Source organism: Salipaludibacillus aurantiacus (genome assembly GCF_900111295.1).
Taxonomy (GTDB): Bacteria; Bacillota; Bacilli; order Bacillales; family Salisediminibacteriaceae; genus Salipaludibacillus; species Salipaludibacillus aurantiacus.
On sequence record NZ_FOGT01000002.1, the window covers coordinates 241,529 to 260,645 of the forward strand.

General features: G+C 42.7%; 22 protein-coding genes. All 22 read right to left on the bottom strand.

All coding sequences use genetic code 11. The features are described 5' to 3' along the window. Positions 1–5: 5 nt before the first annotated feature. Positions 6–1,118, bottom strand: coding sequence for a flagellar biosynthesis GTPase FlhF (flhF, locus tag BMW59_RS03180; RefSeq protein WP_093047576.1), 1,113 nt, complete (start codon positions 1,116–1,118; stop codon positions 6–8). Continuing rightward, positions 1,115–3,160 carry a flagellar biosynthesis protein FlhA gene (flhA, locus tag BMW59_RS03185; RefSeq protein ID WP_093047577.1) on the bottom strand — a complete coding sequence of 682 codons (2,046 nt, stop codon included), beginning with the start codon at positions 3,158–3,160 and terminating at the stop codon, positions 1,115–1,117. Before flhA ends, flhF begins: the two co-directional genes overlap by 4 nt. Before the next feature lie 38 nt (positions 3,161–3,198). Beyond that, entirely contained in the window at positions 3,199–4,278 is a 1,080-nt protein-coding gene (gene flhB / locus BMW59_RS03190; RefSeq protein WP_093047578.1) for a flagellar biosynthesis protein FlhB, read from the bottom strand. 3 nt (positions 4,279–4,281) lie between these two features. After that, the gene (fliR, locus tag BMW59_RS03195) at positions 4,282–5,058 is read right to left on the bottom strand and encodes a flagellar biosynthetic protein FliR (RefSeq protein ID WP_093047579.1); all 777 of its coding nucleotides are present in this window, start codon (positions 5,056–5,058) and stop codon (positions 4,282–4,284) included. 4 nt (positions 5,059–5,062) lie between these two features. Next, positions 5,063–5,332 carry a flagellar biosynthesis protein FliQ gene (fliQ, locus tag BMW59_RS03200; RefSeq protein WP_093047580.1) on the bottom strand — a complete coding sequence of 90 codons (270 nt, stop codon included), beginning with the start codon at positions 5,330–5,332 and terminating at the stop codon, positions 5,063–5,065. A gap of 12 nt (positions 5,333–5,344) precedes the next feature. Further along, positions 5,345–6,013 (bottom strand): flagellar type III secretion system pore protein FliP, encoded by a 669-nt coding sequence (gene fliP, locus BMW59_RS03205; RefSeq protein WP_093047715.1) that lies wholly within the window; start codon positions 6,011–6,013, stop codon positions 5,345–5,347. A 5-nt stretch (positions 6,014–6,018) separates the two neighbouring features. Beyond that, entirely contained in the window at positions 6,019–6,693 is a 675-nt protein-coding gene (locus BMW59_RS03210) for a flagellar biosynthetic protein FliO (RefSeq protein ID WP_093047581.1), read from the bottom strand. Between the two features lie 21 nt (positions 6,694–6,714). Beyond that, a complete protein-coding gene (locus BMW59_RS03215) occupies positions 6,715–7,077 on the bottom strand; it encodes a response regulator (protein ID WP_093047582.1) in 363 nt (120 codons plus the stop codon). Between the two features lie 33 nt (positions 7,078–7,110). Beyond that, positions 7,111–8,340: a flagellar motor switch phosphatase FliY gene (gene fliY / locus BMW59_RS03220; RefSeq protein WP_093047583.1), complete on the bottom strand. Its 1,230-nt coding sequence runs from the start codon at positions 8,338–8,340 to the stop codon at positions 7,111–7,113. Beyond that, positions 8,333–9,328, bottom strand: a complete 996-nt coding sequence (fliM, locus tag BMW59_RS03225; protein WP_093047584.1) for a flagellar motor switch protein FliM — start codon at positions 9,326–9,328, stop codon at positions 8,333–8,335. Before fliM ends, fliY begins: the two co-directional genes overlap by 8 nt. A gap of 35 nt (positions 9,329–9,363) precedes the next feature. Continuing rightward, complete coding sequence (fliL, locus tag BMW59_RS03230) at positions 9,364–9,795, bottom strand: flagellar basal body-associated protein FliL (protein WP_093047585.1); 432 nt, start codon at positions 9,793–9,795, stop codon at positions 9,364–9,366. 2 nt (positions 9,796–9,797) lie between these two features. Next, complete coding sequence (locus BMW59_RS03235; protein WP_093047586.1) at positions 9,798–10,022, bottom strand: flagellar FlbD family protein; 225 nt, start codon at positions 10,020–10,022, stop codon at positions 9,798–9,800. Between the two features lie 95 nt (positions 10,023–10,117). After that, complete coding sequence (gene flgG, locus BMW59_RS03240) at positions 10,118–10,924, bottom strand: flagellar basal body rod protein FlgG (protein ID WP_093047587.1); 807 nt, start codon at positions 10,922–10,924, stop codon at positions 10,118–10,120. 83 nt (positions 10,925–11,007) lie between these two features. Continuing rightward, positions 11,008–11,391, bottom strand: a complete 384-nt coding sequence (locus tag BMW59_RS03245) for a TIGR02530 family flagellar biosynthesis protein (protein ID WP_245732932.1) — start codon at positions 11,389–11,391, stop codon at positions 11,008–11,010. Positions 11,392–11,417: 26 nt separating this feature from the next. Next, on the bottom strand, positions 11,418–11,888 hold the full coding sequence (gene flgD / locus BMW59_RS03250) for a flagellar hook assembly protein FlgD (RefSeq protein ID WP_093047588.1): 471 nt from the start codon (positions 11,886–11,888) through the stop codon (positions 11,418–11,420). A 12-nt stretch (positions 11,889–11,900) separates the two neighbouring features. Next, the gene (locus BMW59_RS03255) at positions 11,901–13,208 is read right to left on the bottom strand and encodes a flagellar hook-length control protein FliK (protein WP_093047589.1); all 1,308 of its coding nucleotides are present in this window, start codon (positions 13,206–13,208) and stop codon (positions 11,901–11,903) included. Positions 13,209–13,230: 22 nt separating this feature from the next. Beyond that, positions 13,231–13,791, bottom strand: a complete 561-nt coding sequence (locus BMW59_RS03260) for a MotE family protein (protein WP_143051185.1) — start codon at positions 13,789–13,791, stop codon at positions 13,231–13,233. 14 nt (positions 13,792–13,805) lie between these two features. Then, a complete protein-coding gene (fliJ, locus tag BMW59_RS03265) occupies positions 13,806–14,243 on the bottom strand; it encodes a flagellar export protein FliJ (protein ID WP_093047591.1) in 438 nt (145 codons plus the stop codon). Next, positions 14,243–15,562, bottom strand: a complete 1,320-nt coding sequence (gene fliI / locus BMW59_RS03270; RefSeq protein ID WP_093047592.1) for a flagellar protein export ATPase FliI — start codon at positions 15,560–15,562, stop codon at positions 14,243–14,245. Before fliI ends, fliJ begins: the two co-directional genes overlap by 1 nt. Beyond that, the gene (gene fliH, locus BMW59_RS03275) at positions 15,552–16,358 is read right to left on the bottom strand and encodes a flagellar assembly protein FliH (protein ID WP_177174168.1); all 807 of its coding nucleotides are present in this window, start codon (positions 16,356–16,358) and stop codon (positions 15,552–15,554) included. Before fliH ends, fliI begins: the two co-directional genes overlap by 11 nt. Then, positions 16,351–17,361, bottom strand: a complete 1,011-nt coding sequence (fliG, locus tag BMW59_RS03280; protein WP_093047594.1) for a flagellar motor switch protein FliG — start codon at positions 17,359–17,361, stop codon at positions 16,351–16,353. Before fliG ends, fliH begins: the two co-directional genes overlap by 8 nt. A gap of 15 nt (positions 17,362–17,376) precedes the next feature. Continuing rightward, on the bottom strand, positions 17,377–18,963 hold the full coding sequence (gene fliF, locus BMW59_RS03285) for a flagellar basal-body MS-ring/collar protein FliF (protein ID WP_093047595.1): 1,587 nt from the start codon (positions 18,961–18,963) through the stop codon (positions 17,377–17,379). Positions 18,964–19,117: the final 154 nt, after the last annotated feature.

Genomic DNA, 19,117 nt, shown 5'->3' on the forward strand with positions numbered 1-19,117 from the left:
GCCATTCATCTCCTTAACAGCCTTTCAATCACCCTTTCAGGAACAGCTTCTTCTATATCATCTGGAACATTTTGCCCCGTAGTCAGATAACTTGCCCCTGTCTGGCAATCAGCCATAATATTAATCAGCGCCCCCAGCGTGTCTGTTTCGTCCAGTTTGGAAAAAATCAGTTTATCCACCGCGATCAGCTGGAATTGTTCGAGAATCTTTTTCATATCTCTGTATTTTGATGTCATGGCAAGAACTAAATGTGTTTCCATTTCCTTATTAAAATCAATAATCTTATTTAATTGGTCCACATATAACGAATTTCGGAAATTCCTTCCTGCTGAATCGACTAAAATAAGATCATAATCTTTAAAGTGCTTAAGCGCCTTATTAAAATCATTGGCCGAATAAGCGACCTCTAAAGGCACATCAAGTATTTTGGCATACGTTTTTAACTGTTCGATCGCTGCAATTCTAAACGTATCGGTCGTAATAAAAGCCACCTTTTTATTGTCTTTGAGCACCGCTTTTGCAGCCATTTTAGCGAGTGTTGTCGTTTTGCCTACCCCAGTTGGCCCTACCACATTTAAATATTTTTTTTCGTATTTAAAACTTCCAAACCCTTCCTCAGGGAGTAAAGATAATAGTTCCTCACTGACCCACTTGTCGAGCTGCTCCCTGGTTTTGTTATCCCCTTCATGCCTGTACCATTTTTCTAACAGCTTTTTCATTATTTTTAACCTGTAAAAGTCCTCGACTTCCTGGTCAATAAACAGCTGGTTGTATTCTTCAAGCTGCGGAGGATAATTTTCTGCTGGTAGTTTTATTTTCTCTACCATTGATTTAAGCTCTTCAATTTCCCTTGAAATACTGAGCGTTTGAGCGTCAGTATCGCTTTTTTTACCGGTCACCGGTGCTGGTTTTGCAGCTGGTCTTTTAAACGGCCGGGAGGTGCTTATTTCCGGATCAATAGCAGCTGTCACTTCCATGTTCTTTTTAGTGAAAAAACCGAGAAAGCCTCCCGCCTCCACCTGCTTAGAATTTAATATGACAGCGTTCTGGCCAAGGTCAGCACGTATTTTTTCCATTACCTCTGCCATGTCTTTTCCTGTGAATTTTTTTACTTTCATCTGCCATTCACCACCCCTACGCTTTGAACTTCTATATGAGGCTCAAGTTCGTTATAAGACAAAACAGGCACCTGTGGCATGTACCGTTCAATTAAATGGCGGATATACATACGGACAGCCGGCGAACACAGCAGGACGGGCATATGCCCGGATTCCTGCATCCTTTCAACCTCAGTCATCATTGACTCTATGATCGTCTGGGTGTGATCCGGGTCTAAATTCAAAAAGGCTCCATGTTCTGTCTGTTGCACGGCATCTGCCACCATTTTTTCAACAGCGCCGCTGACAGTCACTACAAATAACGGCTCTCCGTCTTCGGCATACTGCCTGGAAAGCTGTCTCGCCAGCGCCTGCCGCACATACTCTGTCATTAAATCTGTATCTTTTGTCATCTGGCCGTAGTCAGCAAGGGTTTCAAAAATAACAGGAAGATTTTTAATAGAAATCTTTTCTTTTAATAAATTGTTTAAAACTTTCTGAATGTCCCCGATAGATAATGGATTCGGAGTCACCTCTTCAACAAGAGTCGGGTACGTTTCATTTAAGTGATCGATCAGCTGTTTAGTCTCCTGGCGGCCGAGCAGTTCATGTGCATGACGTTTTATAACTTCTGTTAAATGAGTAGAGACCACGGAAGGAGGATCAACCACAGTATAGCCTGATAATTCAGCCTGTTCTTTCATTTCTTCTGAAATCCAGAGAGCAGGCAGGCCGAAAGCAGGCTCAACTGTTTCTATTCCTGTTATATTTTCATCATCCACTCCAGGACTCATGGCCATAAAGTGGTCAAGCAGAAGCTCCCCTTTTGCCACTTCATTCCCTTTGATTTTAATGGAATAGTCATTAGGCTGAAGCTGGATGTTATCCCTTATACGTATCACAGGAACAATCATCCCCATTTCAATCGCAAGCTGCCGGCGAATCATAACCACCCGGTCCAGCAGGTCGCCGCCCTGGTTTGCATCAGCGAGTGGAATAAGGCCGTATCCAAACTCGAACTCTATTGGATCAATCTGCAGAAGGTTAACGACACTTTCCGGCGATTTAATATCCTCTTCTTCCCCTGTACTTTCCTCGTCCTCCGGCTCATCTAATTCCATAACATTTTTATCGTTTCTACCCAGGAGAAATCCGCCAACTCCGAGCGCTGCGGCTACTGTAGACGTAACCATAGGTTCAATCGGGGTAAAAAAACCGAGAGCGGCGATAGTTCCGCCTGCTACATAGAGCATTTTAGGATAAGCCAGCAATTGCTTTGTGATATCATGGCCCAAGTTACCTTCAGAGGCGGCTCTCGTAACGACAATTCCGGTTGCGGTCGAAATAAGCAGCGCCGGTATCTGGCTTACCAGCCCGTCACCTACCGTTAATAACGTATATTTATTAGCCGCTTCACCTAACGGCAGACCTTCCTGTACCATACCGATGACGAGTCCAAAAATAATATTAATGATTACGATAACAATACCGGCAATGGCATCTCCTTTAACAAATTTGCTTGCCCCGTCCATGGAACCGTAAAAATCAGCTTCCTGTTCAATTTTTTTCCGCCGTTCTTTTGCTTCTGTATCTGAAATCATCCCAGCATTTAAATCAGCATCAATACTCATCTGTTTCCCCGGCATAGCATCGAGTGTAAAGCGCGCGCCTACCTCTGATACTCGTTCGGCACCTTTTGTAATAACTACGAATTGAATGACCACTAAAATAATAAACACTACAAAGCCGACGAGTGCATTGCCCCCGACAACAAACTGCCCAAACGTTTCTATAACGTTCCCTGCATCGCCTTGGTTTCCAAGGATTGCCCTTGTCGTAGAAACGTTTAAACCTAATCGGAATAAAGTAACCAGCAGGAGCAGAGTAGGAAATATAGAAAACTGCAACGGTTCTTTTGTATTCATCGAAACTAAGATAATAATAAGCGCAAATGATATATTAATAATAATCAGAAAATCAATCATCCCTGTTGGCAGCGGGATAATTAACATGATGACTATTAAAATAACTGATAATAAAATGCTGAAATCTTTTAGTGGCATTTGCGCTTCTCTCCTTTTATATAACCGTGCGGCACTTCTTAAATATTCTGCTGGATACGGTAAACGTAAGCCAATACTTCGGCTACCGCTTTAAACATCTCTTCAGGGACCTGGTCTCCTATGTCTGCCTGTGAATACAAGGCCCTGGCCAGAGGCCGGTTTTCCACTGTCATAACGTCATTATTTTTCGCGACATTAATGACTTTTAAAGCAATATAGTCCACTCCTTTTGCGATAACTACAGGAGCGTCCATACTTGTTTCATCGTATTTGAGGGCGACAGCATAATGAGTAGGGTTTGTGATGACCACATCTGCCTGTGGAACTTCCTGCATCATCCGGCTCATTGCCATCTGCCGCTGCTTTTCTTTTATTTTTGATTTTATCAGCGGGTCCCCTTCTGTCTTTTTGTGCTCATCTTTCACATCCTGTTTTGACATTTTAATATTTTTTTCGTGATCATACTTCTGGTACATATAATCCAATATAGCGAGAAAGATCAGAAGCAAGGCTACTCCAAGCCCCATTATGACTATTAAATTGCCAATCAGCGTCATCCCGTCTTCAACCGGAAACAACCCGAGCTTTAAAAGGTCCTCCAAAAAGAACCAGAGCACTCCTCCAGTCACCATACCGACAAGTGAGATTTTCAGCATTGACTTCAGAAATTCGACCAGCGCCCTGATTGAAAAAATACGCTTAAATCCTTTAATCGGATCAATTTTGCTCAGCTTCATTTTCACAGCTTCAGGAGCAAACAGAAAGCCGACTTGCAGGTAGTTGCTGAAAATACCTGCCAATGCGGTTACGAGCATAACCGGCGCTACAGCTACAGCAGCCTGGTAAGAAAACTCCACCAGCATTGACCGAACATTTTCTTCAGAAAGTTCCATTAATAAATAATCGCTAAAAGTATACTGGAGTATTTCCAGCATCTGCCCAACAACAAAAGAACCGATAAACCAGAAAAATAGAAAAACAAATAATAGTATAAATGCGGTATTAACGTCTGTGCTTTTAGCAACCTGGCCTTTATTTCTTGATTCTTTTCTTTTTTTAGGAGTGGCTTTCTCCGTTTTTTCCTGTGCAAAGTATTGAAGATCAAGGGTAAGATACATCCCTTACACCCCTCCGTAAAGCTCCATTAATGTTCTCATTGCTAACGTCAGTGTTTCCACCAGGTTTTGGACGAGAATAAAAAACGGGGCCATAGTAAGAACCATAACAATTAGGCCAAGAAAGATTTTTAACGGCAGACCGACTACAAATACGTTTACCTGCGGTACCGTTCTTGCGATCATTCCAAGGGCAACATCTACAAGAAAAATAGACCCGACAATCGGCATAGACATTTGAAAAGCGATGATGAACATCGTATTAAAACTCACAATGATATGTTCGATTACGGCATACTCTCCAAAAGGGAGAAACAATTGGTCGAGCGGAACAAACTGATAGCTGTAATAGACCCCATCCAAAAGCAGATGATGAGCATTCGACGCCAGAATAAATAATAGTGAAAAAGTATACAGGTAACTACCGATTAAAGGTGACTGTGCACCCGTCTGGGGATCAATGACGTTGGCAATCATAAATCCGAGTTTTAAATCTATTAATCCTCCGGCAACCTGAATAGCGTAGAGAAGAATAGTTGCAATCAGGCCTACTGTCAGGCCAACTAAAGCTTCTTTTATTATTAAAAGAAAAAATTCATAATTCACTTCAAAAACAGGCCAGTCTCCAGTAAAAAAGATGATCCAGGACATAAAAACCGCCATTCCGATTTTTAATTGTCCCGGAATATTCTGGTAGGAAAAGAAAGGAAGCGTCATAAAAAAAGCTGACAAGCGTACAAGGATCAGCATGTAAGCCGGAAACCATTCAAAAATTTCTGCCATAACCTTACCCTACAAACTGGTGCAAATTGCTGAATATTTCTTCAGCCAGGGCAATGGCCTGAGTCAGCATCCAAGGCCCGAAGACGATCAGTGCAATGAGTACCCCTGCAATTTTCGGAATAAAAGCGAGTGTCTGTTCCTGAATCTGTGTGGTAGCCTGAAAAATACTGACGGCCAGGCCAATAGCCAAAGCTGTTATTAATAATGGCCCTGCGATTAGTAAAACTGTAAAAACTCCTTGTTCTGCCCATGAGATGACCATTTCCGGACTCATAATGCTCCTCCTTTAAAAACTGAATAATAACGAACGGACTACGAGATGCCAGCCGTCAACCATAACAAACAACAGCACTTTAAACGGCAGTGCAATCATAACCGGCGGGAGCATCATCATCCCCATAGACATAAGCACACTGGCTACAACCATATCAATTACTAAAAAGGGCACAAATATCATAAAACCTATTTGGAACGCCGTTTTTAATTCACTAATAGCAAAAGCAGGTACAAGAGAGGTTAAAGGAATGTCATCCAGTGACTCAGGCCTCTCCTGTCCGGCATATCCCATAAACAGCGCTAAGTCTTTTTCCCTCGTATGCTCGGCCATAAAAGCTTTCATAGGTGCTGCCGCTTCCTCAAAAGCCTCTTCCTGCGTCAGTTCCCCGTCGAACAGAGGCTGCAGGGCATTATCATTTACATCTGAAAAAACCGGCGCCATGATGAAGAATGTTAAAAAAAGAGCCAGCCCAATTAATACCTGGTTTGGCGGCATCTGCTGCGTCGCTAAACCTGACCTTACAAAAGACAGAACAATGACAATGCGTGTAAAACTGGTCATTAAAATTAAAATAGCGGGAGCCAAAGATAAAACAGTTAATAAAATCAATAATTGAACGGTTGCTGTAAGATTTGCGGGATCCTCGCTGAAAATATCTAATGCCGGTATTTCAATCATTGCTATCATTGTTCTTTCTCCTCTAATACAGAATGAACCTTAGTTTGAGTTTTTTTCACTTCAGTCATCTCCCTGTCAAGGAAACTGTGAAACGGGGAGCTGTCGTTTAACCGGCTGTCTTTCTTCTGTTTAAGCCATCCGGTTAATTTTGAAGCAGACTGGTCGAATAAATCCTGCGGCGACTCGTTTTTTTCCATAAGAGCCTTTATTTCATCAGGGTCGTCAATTTCTTTCAGTAAATTAACCGAGTCTCCTACTCCCACTACGAGAAGACGGTCTCCTACTTTGACAAGTTGCACAGACCGGTTTGTACCTACTCCAATTCCCCCTACAGACTGGACAGTTGAGTGGCTGCTGAAATTGCGTGCTCTTTTGTTAATAAACTTAAGCAAAGCGTAAATTCCAAATAGAACGGCGCCAAGAGCCAAAAGAAGCTGCAGCATGATAAAGAACAAATTAGGTGAGTGAGCCCCGGCCGCTGCCTCATTTTCATTAGTTTCTTCCTCTGAAGATGAACCGGCCGGCTCAGTTTCATCTGTGCTGTTTTGGTTCTTATTCTCATAAAGGTTTAAAAATTCGCTCACATTCCGGTCTTCTTCTCCGAAATCACCCGTTTCCTCAGCTGCTGCTCCTGCTGGTATAAGAAGAAATAGAATAATAGCCCATACAATCTTTTTCAATCCAGTCACTCCCCGAAAACTCTACCCCAATGTTTTATTAATTGCTTCCAACACACGTTCAGCCTGAAAAGGCTTGACTATAAAATCCTTTGCACCTGCCTGGATAGCGTCAATAACCATCGCCTGCTGGCCCATGGCTGAGCACATAATTACTTTGGCATCAGCATCCATTTTCCTGATTTCTTTCAAAGAGGTTATACCATCCATTTCCGGCATCGTAATATCCATCGTCACTAAATCAGGGGAATGTTCCTTATACAGCTCTATCGCCTGCTGTCCGTCTGCTGCTTCTGCCACTACCTCAAACTCATTCTTTGTCAATATATCTTTAATCATCATGCGCATAAATGCTGCATCGTCAACAATCAGTACTTTTGTTGCCATTCTGTCTTTTCCTCCTTCGTTTCAATCGAGCTTTTAATTTTTCAAATTGCTTATACGTTCTTTCTGGCTGACAATATCTGTCACTCTTACGCCGAAGTTTTCGTCGATCACGACGACTTCTCCTTTAGCTATCAGCCTCTGATTCACTAAAATATCAACCGGTTCGCCAGCAAGCTTGTCCAGTTCCACAATAGATCCCGGAGCAAGTTCCAGTATTTCTTTAATCGACCGTTTCGTCCGGCCCAGCTCTACTGTCACCTCAAGCGGTATGTCGAGAAGCATATCAAGATTTTTTGCCTCCTGCTCATTTAAAGCCGGTTTTTCAAAATTTGAAAAAGCAGCAGGCTGGACATTTGCTGTCCGTTCAGGCTGATTAGGACCGGAAGACACATGCTGAGGTTCCTGCTTTGGCGCGGGTTCTTCCCGAATTTGCTGCTGGCGGGATGACGATGTCTCAGTTGAAGTCCCGTGTTCTAATTTTTCTCCTTTATGTATGGCTTGCTCTACCTGAACAGGTTCCGTTTGTGATGAACCTGCTTCGTCCGTCTGCTCATCAGGATTCATCAGCTGTTCAACCATTGATTTAGCAAAAGAGACGCTTAGCAACTGCATGATCTTGGAATCTATTAAGTTTCCAACTTTCAAGTTAAATGAAATTTGGACGAGAACCTCTTCCTCAGGAAGTTTAACCTTGTTAGGGTTTTCCGGAAGATCCAGTAAATCTATTCCCGGCGGCGATATATCGACTTTCTTGTTAAAAATAGTCGACATGGAAGTTGAGGCCGAGCCCATCATTTGATTCATAGCTTCCTGAACAGCACTTATTTCCATATCCCCAAGGTCCCCACTCGCATTAGTGCCGTCATTCCCAAGCATTAAATCGGCTATCACCGCTGCATCAGACGTTTTTATGACGAGTAGATTTAACCCTTCAAATCCTGCGGTATACTGTACAGATACTGCTACATGGGGTTTAGGAAACTGATGGTGCAGGGCTTCCTGTTTAATGACTGACACTTCCGGAGTCGTCACATCCACCTTCTGGTTTAATAGGGTCGAGAGCGCTGTTGCGGAACTCCCGAAAGAAATATTTCCGATTTCCCCTAACGCATCCTGTTCAATTCCTGATAAGTAATTTTCTATTTGCAGACTGCTGTCTGTATCTTCTGTTTTATTGGCGGGCTGGTCATTTAATGAATTGCTGTTATCCATGCCGTTTAAAAGGGCATTTATTTCTTCCTGGGAAAGCATATCGTCATTCATCGACAGTCCCCTCCTCTTCTATGATATCTGTAATTTGTACCGCAGCATGATTTTTCATTTTTCCTGGCTGGACTTTATATTTAGCTTCATTTCCAACACGGGCTAAAAGGGATTCTTCTATTAACTGGTCGAGTTCTATAATGTCGCCCGGAGCTAAGTGCAGAAACTCTTCAATTGAAATACGGGATTTTCCTAATTCCACTATAAAATCCACAGGAGCTTTCTTCAGGTTAAACTCCAGTGATTCCAGTTCTCCCGGCTCGCGGTCTTTCTGAATCGTCTGCATCCACAGATGGACAGATAATTTAGGCAATAGAGGTTCAATGACGACATGCGGCAGACAAATATTAATCATTCCGGATGATTCTCCGATAGTTGTAGAAAGAGAAATGACAACCACAGTTTCATTCGGTGAAACAAGCTGGAGAAATTGCGGGTTGACTTCCATGTCATCCATCACAGGGTCTAATTCTTCTACAGATAACCACGCTTCCCGAAACGTATCCATCGTCCGCTGAAACAGCTGGGACATTATTTTAGTTTCTATTTCAGTTAGATTTTCCACTTTATTGTAAGCTTCGCCTCTTCCGCCAAGCATACGGTCCAACATCGCATACGCGATGTTCGGGTTGACTTCCATAACAAACCTGCCGTCAAGAGGAGCAGGCTCAAATACATTTAATATAGTCATTTTAGGGACAGACCTGATAAATTCTTCATATGGCAGCTGATCTACAGAAGCCACAGTTATTTGCACAAATGTCCTCAGCTGAGCGGACAATTGTGTCGTCAGCAGTCTTGCGTAATTTTCATGGATTCGTGTTAAACTCCGAATCTGGTCTTTTGAAAAACGCAGAGCCCTTTTAAAATCATACGATCTTATTTTTTTAGCTGTTTCTTCTTTCTTCAGCTCGTCTGCATCCATTTCGCCGGTGGAAAGTGCTGACAGCAATGCATCAATTTCCCCTTGTGATAGTACATCAGCCATATAACGTCACCTCTATTCAACTGCTGACAGTTACTTTATTGAATGACTCTTTGATTCATATATACTTGAATTACCTGGCCATCCTGCATTATTTCGTTTACCCGGCTTCTGATTTGCTCTTCCAGTCTCTGAATACCTTCTGAACCTTTAAAATCCCTGTCAGTCATATCAGAGAGTTCCTGAATGATAATGTTTTCCACTTGGAAGTTGCGTTTCTCAATCTCACTTTTAGCGTCATTATTCTCCAGTTCAATTACAAATTGTGTACGGATAATATGATTGGATGATAAATTCGTTGTAATTTCTTCTGTCTCTACTGACCTCTCAAGTACCTGGTCAATTGTCGGTTCCCCTACTGCTTCTGTCTCCTGAAAAAATTGAGTAAATAAAACGAGAGCAAGAATGCCTATTAAAGACAACGCTGCAAGAATAATGAGCATAATATTGACTAAACGGTTTGCAAACATAATTATCTCTCCTCTTTCCGGCTTTCCTGCGCTTTTAAGAAAGGGATCAAACCAATTCGCTTGTAAAAATGTTCAATCCGGGTTGCCACTTCCTGTTCGGTTTCCTTTACTACGAGCTTTTTGCCATTCGTTAAGGTAATCGTTGTGTCTGGAAAAGCTTGTATTTGCTCAATATAGATTGCATTTAGGGTGAAAGACTGATTATTCAGGCGTGTTAAAATTACCATTAGTTATCTCGAGCGTCACTTTTACAAGCGGGGCTCTTACCTCCCTTTGTTAGGCGGCCAGGGCTTAGCGTGCTCTTACGCTAAGCCAGGCCTGTCTATCGTTTTAAGTTGACAAGCTCCTGAAGTATCTCATCGGAGGTTGTAATCATACGGGTGTTGGCCTGAAAACCACGCTGGGAGACGATCATCTCTGCAAACTCTTCAGACAGGTCTACATTTGACATCTCAAGGGTGGAGCTCACGATTCCACCTCTGCCTTCTATTCCAGGGGCTCCGCCATTCGGTTCTCCTGAGTTAGGAGTTACGGCAAAAAGATTATTGCCGGCTTTTGATAAACCTCCCGGATTGGAAAAAGTAGCGATTTGAATCTGGCCTAATTCAACAGGTGGTTCACCATCTGACGGAATTCCAAGTACTTCACCTGAGGGGGAAATAGTATAGCTTTCATACCCTGCATCATTTGGAATTATAATTGGCTGGCCATCTAAACCACTTAGATAGTAGCCATCAGCATTTACCATCGTCCCTCCCTCATCAAGGTAAAAATTTCCTGCCCTCGTGAAGAAGTCATTTCCTGAGCCGTCGTTAACGACAAAATAACCGTCTCCTGAAATAGCTAAATCCAAATCTCTTCCGGTAGACTGAAGTGAGCCTTGAGTGGTAATCGTGTCAACAGATGAGAGCCCTCCGCCTAACCCGACCTGCTGAGGGTTGGTACCGCCCCTTCCTTCTGCTACAGGGGTACTGGCCCCGGCGAGCTGCTGGCTGACTAAATCGTTGAATGTTGCCCGCCCTTTTTTGTAACCGTACGTATTCACGTTTGCTATATTGTTTCCAATCACATCAAGTTTGGTTTGGAAATTTTTCATACCGCCTATACCTGAATATAAAGATCGAATCATATTGTTCGTTCTCCTTTCGCCCTTGCCTGTTAGTTAGCTGCTTCAGTCGGTCCGCAGCATACGGCTCCCTTACGGTCCGGCCGTTAATCATTTACAATAATCGCTCCGTTAATATTCGTAAAAACTTGTGAGGCTGCTTCTTCACGGTTCATGGCAGTGATGACTGTCCCGTTTTCGGCACTAATCACAAAAGCCGCTTCATTTGTTAGTACAAGCGAATCCTTAATGCCCCTTTGTTTCGCTTCTTTTATTTTTTGTCCTATCTCAACCCACGTGTCACTGGCGAGTTTAATATCCCGGTCAATCAATCTCTTTTCTGCATGTTTACTTATTTTCAGTTCCTGCTGTTTCTCAATGTTGTTTTCAAGCAGGTGTTTGAAATTCGGGCTGCCGGATTTTCCACTTTCAGTTTTTTTCACCGGCGGCTTTGGTAAAGGATGCTGCAGGTGATGGGGCATGATTTTCATATTCGTGGAAATCACCTTCTTTACATTTAGTCACGATTCGAAACTGACACTAGAGCCCCTGTCTGAACTTTAGTCGTTCCGTCTATAACGAGCTGGGCCTGTCCGTCCTTAAAAACAACTGAAGTCACCATTCCAGTCAGTATTTCTGATTCTTTTGGATTCCCTTGCTCATCTTTAGAAATGATTTTTTCCCACTCAATTTTCTTGCCTATCAGGTCACTATGGGAGACAAAATCACTTTTCCTGTGCAAATCCATAAATTTCTGGAGATTTTCATTCATATTAGTCATTTGTTCCAGGCTGGAAAACTGGGCCATTTGAGCAATAAACTCTTTATCTTCCATTGGATTTAACGGATCCTGATTTTGCAGCTGTGTTAAAAGCAGCTTTAAGAAGGCATCTTTATCAAGAGTGGGGCTGCCTGTACCTTTATCTTTTTTGTTTTGAATATGGTCGTGATAGTAAAGACTTTCTGTAGCCTGAATCATAGCCGGCATTCACTCCTCTCCTTAAACTTCTGTATTAAATGTCGCTTCTAAGAAATCGGAGAATTCTTCATTTTCCTGTTCCTCATCATCTTCAGAAGAGCCGTCGTTTCTTTGATTTTCCTCATACCTGTCTTTCCCTGTGCCTTCCCGTTCAGCGTCTTTTAAAGATTGCTGTGTGTGCTGTTGAGTAATTTCAATTTTATCCACTTGAATATTCTGGGCTTGAAAGGCATGGCGAAGCTGTGTCATCTGGCCTTCTATAAGGTCTCTCGCTGTTTTTGTGGTCGTCATAAGCGTCGCCGTCATAACTCCGTTAACCTGCTGAATAGTAACATCCATCCGTCCTAACGAAGCCGGGTGAAGTTTTAAGCTTAATTGCTGTACACCATTGGAAAGCTGCTGAAAAGCACTGCGCCCTAATAGATTATGAAACTGACGGATGACTTGCTCCTGTGATGCCCGGCCGGCTTCATTTTCTCCCGAAAGCATAGCCGTATGCTGGAACCTGGCTAACTGGCTGTTCGCCGTATCAGGCATTAATACTGGCATCTGCATTGTTTTTATTGAATTGGCTGGCTCTTTTTGATCTGCAGCAGGTGTATGAATTAAATATGGCAGTTCCAATGCACGCGCCGGATTTGCCGCTTGTTTTTTCCCTTGATAAGGGATCGCTATTAAGCCGCTCTCTTCTATTTTTGTCCGGGACAAAAACTTACCAAGCTGGTCTGCCAATTGGCTGAAAGCAGTATTTTTTTCCCTTTGCTTCAAATCCGGAAAATACGCTTCTGTAAGTTGCGTAATAACATGGAGAACTTTATCCCTGTTCCATTCTGTCTCCAACTGCTCTTTGTATGTAAATGCTGATATAAGAGCGAGCAGGTTAGCGGGAGTGCCTTCATCTTTCAAATCCTCTGTTAAACCTTCTAAAGATATGCGACGCTCAAAAAGAAGCTGAAAGTCTTCTGCCCATTGAACAGGTAAGCTGCTTAAAAGCTGTTTTATTTCCTTATTTTCGAGCATTTCCTCTGAAATAAAACTGTCCTCCAGAGGCAGTTGCTCTATCACCTTTAATATTTCTTTTATGTCATTTACGAGAGTCGCTGCTAGTTCCTCTAATTCACGGTAAGCAATTAACGATGGCGGGCCGTCGTTTTTTTTCGTATCCTTCAGGTACTCAATGTCCAGGTTTTCTTCTTCAGAAATAGAAGTCAGAAGTTGCAGAAATTCCTCTTCCAGCCCTTCTTCTTCTCGAGTTTCAGGGTGATTGCTCCCGTTATGAAAGACACTTGCTAATGGTACTATTGGTTTAAGTAGCGGCATTTCATCCATTTAGTCACCCCCCTTCAAGGGTTTAATTGGAAATCTGACTTAAGAGCTGTGCAGCAGATTCCGGTTCCACTCTGCTGAGTACCTCCGCCCGGTTATTCACCCTCATCATTCGCAGATAAGTCACAGCTTCTTCCTGGGGCAGTTCACTGATAATATCAGCTGCTTTAGAAGCTGTCATGCCTTCCAGAGTTTTCACAATATCAGTAAGGTCTGCTGTCACTTCTTCTATATCCTGAGATGCAATCTCATCTGTCTGCAGAGTAAGCAGTTCTTCTTCAAGGTCAGCCACCTCTTTTTCTTTTTCCTCAAGGCGGCTTTCCAACTGCCCAATTTGCTGAACATAGGACTCATTTTCATGCTCCAGTTGAGCAAGCTTTTCTTCTTCCGGCAGCTCTTCTTCCTGCTCATTTTCAATAAAAGGCATAAACCCGGCTGTCTTCTGAAAAGTTTCTCCTACATTAAAACCAAGGTAATAGAGTAAAACTACCGCTAAAATTACCGCAAAAGCAGCTGGAATAATAATGACCATAAAAAAAACCTGAAATTTATTCTGAGATTTTTCTGTTTGCTTATTCTCACTCATAGCATCACCTGATTTCATCGCCTGAGAAACTGTTGAACAGAAACGTCATCAAGGAATTTCGATTCTTGGCGCTTTTCTTCTTGCAAGAATTCACCCTGCTTAATTTCTTTCATCTTTTCGTATTTTTTCAGATCGATAGATTTATACATTAAATATTTTTCTTTTTCGTTCATATTCTTTCTGGCATGTTGAGTACTTAACTGCAACCTGTCAATTTCGCTTTGAAGATAACTGATAGTTTTCTCATTGAACTGGATTGCAGAAATGGATAATCCTACGGTCAATTTCCTTTCAATTTCTTCCATTAATTCTTCTTTTCTTTTTAAGAACTCATAGAGTTGAGCAGCTGTCTTTTTAAACTCTTTAACAGATTCCGTATAAGCCCGTTCCGCATCTCCTTTTTCGTGATCTTTAAGTTCCATCACTTTTTGAAGAGTAAATTGAAAACTCATCAGTTTCCTCCTTTACCAAACTGCTGCATCATCATGTTTGTGGTCTGATGGAAATCATGGCTGTCGTTGAGCCCTTGTTTAAGAAAGTCTAAAATGGCAGGGTATCTTTTTATCGCCTCATCAACTTCTTTATTTGTCCCTTTTTTGTAGGCGCCAATAGTTATTAAATCTTCTGACTCCCTGTATACGGCGAGCATATGCCTTATATAATCGGCTGTTTCTCTGTGGGAAACAGAGACAAGGTCGTTCATTACCCGGCTGATGCTTGTAAGGACATTGATGGCTGGAAACTGGCCCTTGTTGGCAAGTTTCCTGTCGAGAACGAGATGCCCGTCAAGAATTCCTCTCACACTGTCGGCGATCGGTTCATTCATGTCGTCTCCGTCAACAAGAACCGTATAAAAAGCAGTAATGGAGCCATTTTCATTCATTCCGCTCCTTTCGAGCAGGCGTGGCAGAAGAGCAAAGACTGACGGCGTATACCCTTTAGTAGTAGGAGGTTCACCTATTGCCAAGCCTACCTCTCTCTGAGCCATTGCTACCCTCGTGACAGAATCCATCATGAGAGTGACATTCAGCCCTTGATCACGGAAATATTCGCTGATTGCGGTAGCCGTCATCGCTCCTTTTATTCGCATTAATGCTGGCTGGTCGGAGGTGGCGACGACGACTATCGTATTTTTTAAGCCGTCTGAGCCGAGGTCACGTTCTATAAAATCCCTTACTTCTCTTCCTCGCTCCCCGATTAGAGCAATCACATTCAAATCAGCATCTGAATTTTTTGCGATCATGGCCATTAACGTACTTTTTCCAACTCCGCTACCCGCAAAAATCCCCATCCGCTGCCCTTTCCCGACAGTAAATAACCCGTCAATTGCTTTGACTCCCAAGCTTAAAGGCTCTTTAATTCTAGGCCGTTTCAATGGGTTTGGGGGAGGATTATCTGTCGAAAAAGCCTGTAGCCCTTCTTTAGATCCTGCCTCATCAAAAGGACGCCCTAAACTGTCCACCACACTGCCGATCATGCCTGCCCCTACTTTTATCTGGAGCGAATGGTTTTGACTTTCCACTAAACTTCCAGGAGCTATCTCATCAACTCTGTCATAAGGCATAAGCAGAACATTCTGTTCCCTGAATCCCACTACTTCCGCAAGAATTGCTCTTTTTTGGCCGTTCCCTACGATAATTGAACACAGATCACCAACTGATGTCTGGGGGCCTTTTGACTCAATCATCAGGCCAACAACCTGCGTGACTTTTCCATAATGCTTATAGGGAGATATAGAGTGAATGTGAGAAAGCAATCGCTCAATGCTCATTGGCGGCTCCTTCTTTCAGCTTTTCGAAAAGTATTCTTTTCATTTCCCTCAATTGACTGTCCACTGACGCATCAATCTGTCCATAAGGCGTTTCTATCACACAGCCCATTTTCTCCAATGAACTGTCCGGAAAAATGAGTAACTCCCTCGTATGCAGGGCTATACCTTCAAGCTCTTTCTTATGCTGGAGGGTGGCTTCATACCATTCAGGGTGAACATAAATCTTAACTTCTTCTTGTTCACGCACTTCCGTGACCGCTTCTTTAATAAGATTTGCCCAAGCGGATTCATCATTGCGAACAGTATGGGAAATAATTTTTTCTGCCAGATTAATCGCAAAATTCAGCATGACAGGTTCTGATTCAGCAAGCTTCCTGCAGTAATCTTCTTTTGCATTAAGGACCACTTGCCGGGCTTCTGAAATATAGGATTCATACTCTGCTTTCGCTTTTTCAGCTCCATCACAAAAGCCTTGATTAAACCCTTCTTCTGCTGTCTGTCTGTAAAGCTGCTCAGATTCTTCCTGGATTCTGTTCTTTTCCTCATTCATTGCCTTATGCCACTCGTCTTTTTGTATCTCCAGTTCTTTTTTTAACCGTGCAAGTTCATCTTTTTTATTTGAAACAATTTCAAGTTGTTCTTTATAGTGAAAATGATGCTCAGCTGATTGATTAGCCGTTGTATTATTATTGGCGGTACTTCTTTTTTCGTGAATAAATGGTGCAATTTCGCGAATCCGTATTGTCTTGCCGGATTGTTCTCCACTTGCAGAGGAGGATTTAATAATTTTAGACAATAATATCATCTCCTCCACCGCGGGCGATGACAATTTCGCCTGCTTCTTCAAGACGGCGGATCACAGCTACGATTCTCGTCTGTGCTTCTTCGACATCTTTCAGGCGGACTGGCCCCATAAATTCCATTTCTTCCTTGAATGTTTCTGACATACGCTGAGACATATTATTAAAGAGAATTTCTTTCACTTCGTCACTTGCGACTTTTAATGCAAGCTGCAGGTCTTCATTTTCGACATCCCTGATGACACGCTGAATAGAACGGTTGTCCAGCGTCACAATATCTTCAAACACAAACATTCTTTTCTTAATTTCTTCTGCCAGTTCAGGATCCTGGATCTCGAGAGAATCGAGAATCGTTCTCTCAGTACTCCGGTCCACACTGTTTAAGACTTCCACCACAGACTCAATCCCGCCAGCCTGTGTATAATCCTGTGTGACTGTGGCAGAGAGTTTCCTTTCAAGAATACTCTCCACTTCATTAACGATTTCAGGAGAGGTGCTGTCCATCAGGGCAATCCTCTTAGCGACATCGGCCTGCACTTCCTGTGATAATGAAGATAAAATCTGGCCTGACTGCTCACTGTCCAGATAGGACAATATAAGCGCAATTGTCTGCGGGTGTTCATTTTGTATAAAATTAAAGATTTGCCCAGCTTCGGCCTTTCTTGCAAAATCAAACGGCCTGACTTGCAGAGTAGAAGTCAGCCTGTTTATAATCTCCATCGCTTCATCGGCTCCCAGGGCTTTTTCCAATACATCTTTTGCATATCCGATTCCGCCCTGAGTGATATATTCCTGCGCAACAGCCAGCTGATGAAACTGATTAATAATCTCTTCTTTTGTGTCCTGTTCAACTTTTTTTACGCTGGCAATTTCCAAAGTCAGCTTTTCAATCTCTTCTTCGGACAGATGTTTATAAACTCTTGCAGAGACATCCGGACCTAAAGAGATTAATAAAATGGCTGCCTTTTCTTTGCCAGTGAGTCCTTTTCGTTTCGCCACTCTTTGTTCCTCCTTTTAGTCCTCTGACAGCCACGTACGAACGAGTTTGGAAAATTCTTCAGGTTTATCTTTAGCTAATTTTTCCAGTTGTTGCCGGCGGGCTCTCTCTTCTGTATCCGGCTCTTCATCAATTGGAGGAAAATCATACCCGGACTGTTTACTGATAGAAAATTCCTCTGTTTCGTCTGTACTGTTCCGCTTACGCAGCAACAGAACACCAAGGATTATAACTGCGAGTGCCAGTGCGCCTGCAATGTAATACCAATAAGGCGTATTTGAAGCAGGCTCTTCAAATTCCACTTTTCCAAAGAAAGGCTGAGAAGAGACATAAATCCTGCTTTCAACTTCATCATTGTCCCAATCAGCTGTTAACTCTGCATCAATTGAGGTTCTGACTACCTGCCCTAAAATCTGTTGAATATCATTAAGTCTGTCTTGCGGAAGAGAAGCCGGATTTTCAGGATCAGGGGGCTCTACCATCACCTGTATACCTATATCTCTGATCTGGTAAGGACTTTTTACGATCTCCCTGGAGATCCGGTTCACTTCATTATTAATTCGTTCTTCAATACGCTCATAATCTCCCTGACCGCCTGCACCTGCTCCAGGATATCCAGGTATGTCAGTTTCACCTGTTCCTGCCACTCCGCCTTCTTCCATCTCTTCACCTTCGTACGTTTCAGTAATTCTTTCCACACTAACAGCAAGGCCCTCCATTGTTTCATCATCTACCGGTTCTATTAATTCTTCATGCCTGTTCTCCTGAGTGAAATCAAGATCCGTAGAAATGGATACAAGCACCTTATCAGGACCTACCATCGTCCCAAGCATTTGCTGCAAATCCCGTTGAATGTCTCGTTCAATATCTTTTTGGATTTTCCGCTGCTGTTCGTAAACGGATAAGGCTGAATTCCCCATGGAAGGCTGTTCCTGCAACTCCAAATACCTGGACATCTGGTCCATAATAACGATATTTTCAATCGGTAACTTAGGAACACTCCGCGAAATAAGATGGTACATTGATCTGATTTGATTCTCATCCAGCGAAACACCGGCTTGTAAATTTAGAAGCACGGAGGCGGTTGCTTCATCTGGTTCATCACCAAGCCAAATGCTTTCTTCTGGCATCGTTATCATAACCTGGGAGTTTTGGACGCCGTCAACATTTCTAATTAAATCTTCCAATGAAGTTTGAATCGCTGCTCTTTCAAGAAGCTGGAATTCACTGTCTGTTGTCCCGAACCCCATATTATCTCTGAATGTGGAATAATCTATTCTGCCCGTCTGGGGAATGCCTTCTGCAGCCAGGCTCACTTTTAACTCATTTACCATCCCCTCAGGAACTGAGATAGACGTGCCGTCACTGCTGATTTCATTAGAAACCCCTCGGCTGTCAAGCGTTGCTTTAATTTCCCCGGTTTCCTGAACCGTTAAATTGGAATATAAAGGAACGTAATTTGTACGGGACCCCGTCCAGGTAAATAACAGGAGCAAGACTAAGAATAAAGCGATTGAGGCAGTAAGCAATCCCTTCTGTTTCTTTGTTCTCGATTGCCAAAATTCAGTTGTTTTCGTCTTATATTCCATCAGTTTTTCGTTCATGTTTCCTCCCACACTGCCTGTACATCCTGTACATTAATGGACAACCCGTTGAATGGCGTTATCCTGTTAATTTTTATTTATGTATTAAAATATTCCGTCGAATTACCGATAATTATGTTTAGACCCCCAAAAATACTCAGCCTTTCACGAATGA

Excerpts from the sequence above, each read along its gene's own strand:
- fliJ (WP_093047591.1), bottom strand. The coding sequence starts at position 14,243 with ATGAGTTTTCAATTTACTCTTCAAAAAGTGATGGAACTTAAAGATCAC.
- fliL (WP_093047585.1), bottom strand. The coding sequence starts at position 9,795 with ATGTTTGCAAACCGTTTAGTCAATATTATGCTCATTATTCTTGCAGCG.
- flhF (WP_093047576.1), bottom strand. The coding sequence starts at position 1,118 with ATGAAAGTAAAAAAATTCACAGGAAAAGACATGGCAGAGGTAATGGAA.
- BMW59_RS03235 (WP_093047586.1), bottom strand. The coding sequence starts at position 10,022 with ATGGTAATTTTAACACGCCTGAATAATCAGTCTTTCACCCTAAATGCA.
- BMW59_RS03215 (WP_093047582.1), bottom strand. The coding sequence starts at position 7,077 with ATGGCAACAAAAGTACTGATTGTTGACGATGCAGCATTTATGCGCATG.
- fliI (WP_093047592.1), bottom strand. The coding sequence starts at position 15,562 with ATGAGCATTGAGCGATTGCTTTCTCACATTCACTCTATATCTCCCTAT.
- flgD (WP_093047588.1), bottom strand. The coding sequence starts at position 11,888 with ATGCCGGCTATGATTCAGGCTACAGAAAGTCTTTACTATCACGACCAT.
- fliM (WP_093047584.1), bottom strand. The coding sequence starts at position 9,328 with ATGGCTGATGTACTATCACAAGGGGAAATTGATGCATTGCTGTCAGCA.
- flgG (WP_093047587.1), bottom strand. The coding sequence starts at position 10,924 with ATGATTCGATCTTTATATTCAGGTATAGGCGGTATGAAAAATTTCCAA.
- flhB (WP_093047578.1), bottom strand. The coding sequence starts at position 4,278 with ATGTATCTTACCCTTGATCTTCAATACTTTGCACAGGAAAAAACGGAG.
- BMW59_RS03245 (WP_245732932.1), bottom strand. The coding sequence starts at position 11,391 with ATGAAAATCATGCCCCATCACCTGCAGCATCCTTTACCAAAGCCGCCG.
- fliQ (WP_093047580.1), bottom strand. The coding sequence starts at position 5,332 with ATGAGTCCGGAAATGGTCATCTCATGGGCAGAACAAGGAGTTTTTACA.
- BMW59_RS03255 (WP_093047589.1), bottom strand. The coding sequence starts at position 13,208 with ATGGATGAAATGCCGCTACTTAAACCAATAGTACCATTAGCAAGTGTC.
- fliP (WP_093047715.1), bottom strand. The coding sequence starts at position 6,013 with ATGATTGAAATACCGGCATTAGATATTTTCAGCGAGGATCCCGCAAAT.
- BMW59_RS03260 (WP_143051185.1), bottom strand. The coding sequence starts at position 13,791 with ATGAGTGAGAATAAGCAAACAGAAAAATCTCAGAATAAATTTCAGGTT.
- fliF (WP_093047595.1), bottom strand. The coding sequence starts at position 18,963 with ATGAACGAAAAACTGATGGAATATAAGACGAAAACAACTGAATTTTGG.
- fliR (WP_093047579.1), bottom strand. The coding sequence starts at position 5,058 with ATGGCAGAAATTTTTGAATGGTTTCCGGCTTACATGCTGATCCTTGTA.
- flhA (WP_093047577.1), bottom strand. The coding sequence starts at position 3,160 with ATGCCACTAAAAGATTTCAGCATTTTATTATCAGTTATTTTAATAGTC.
- fliY (WP_093047583.1), bottom strand. The coding sequence starts at position 8,340 with ATGAATGACGATATGCTTTCCCAGGAAGAAATAAATGCCCTTTTAAAC.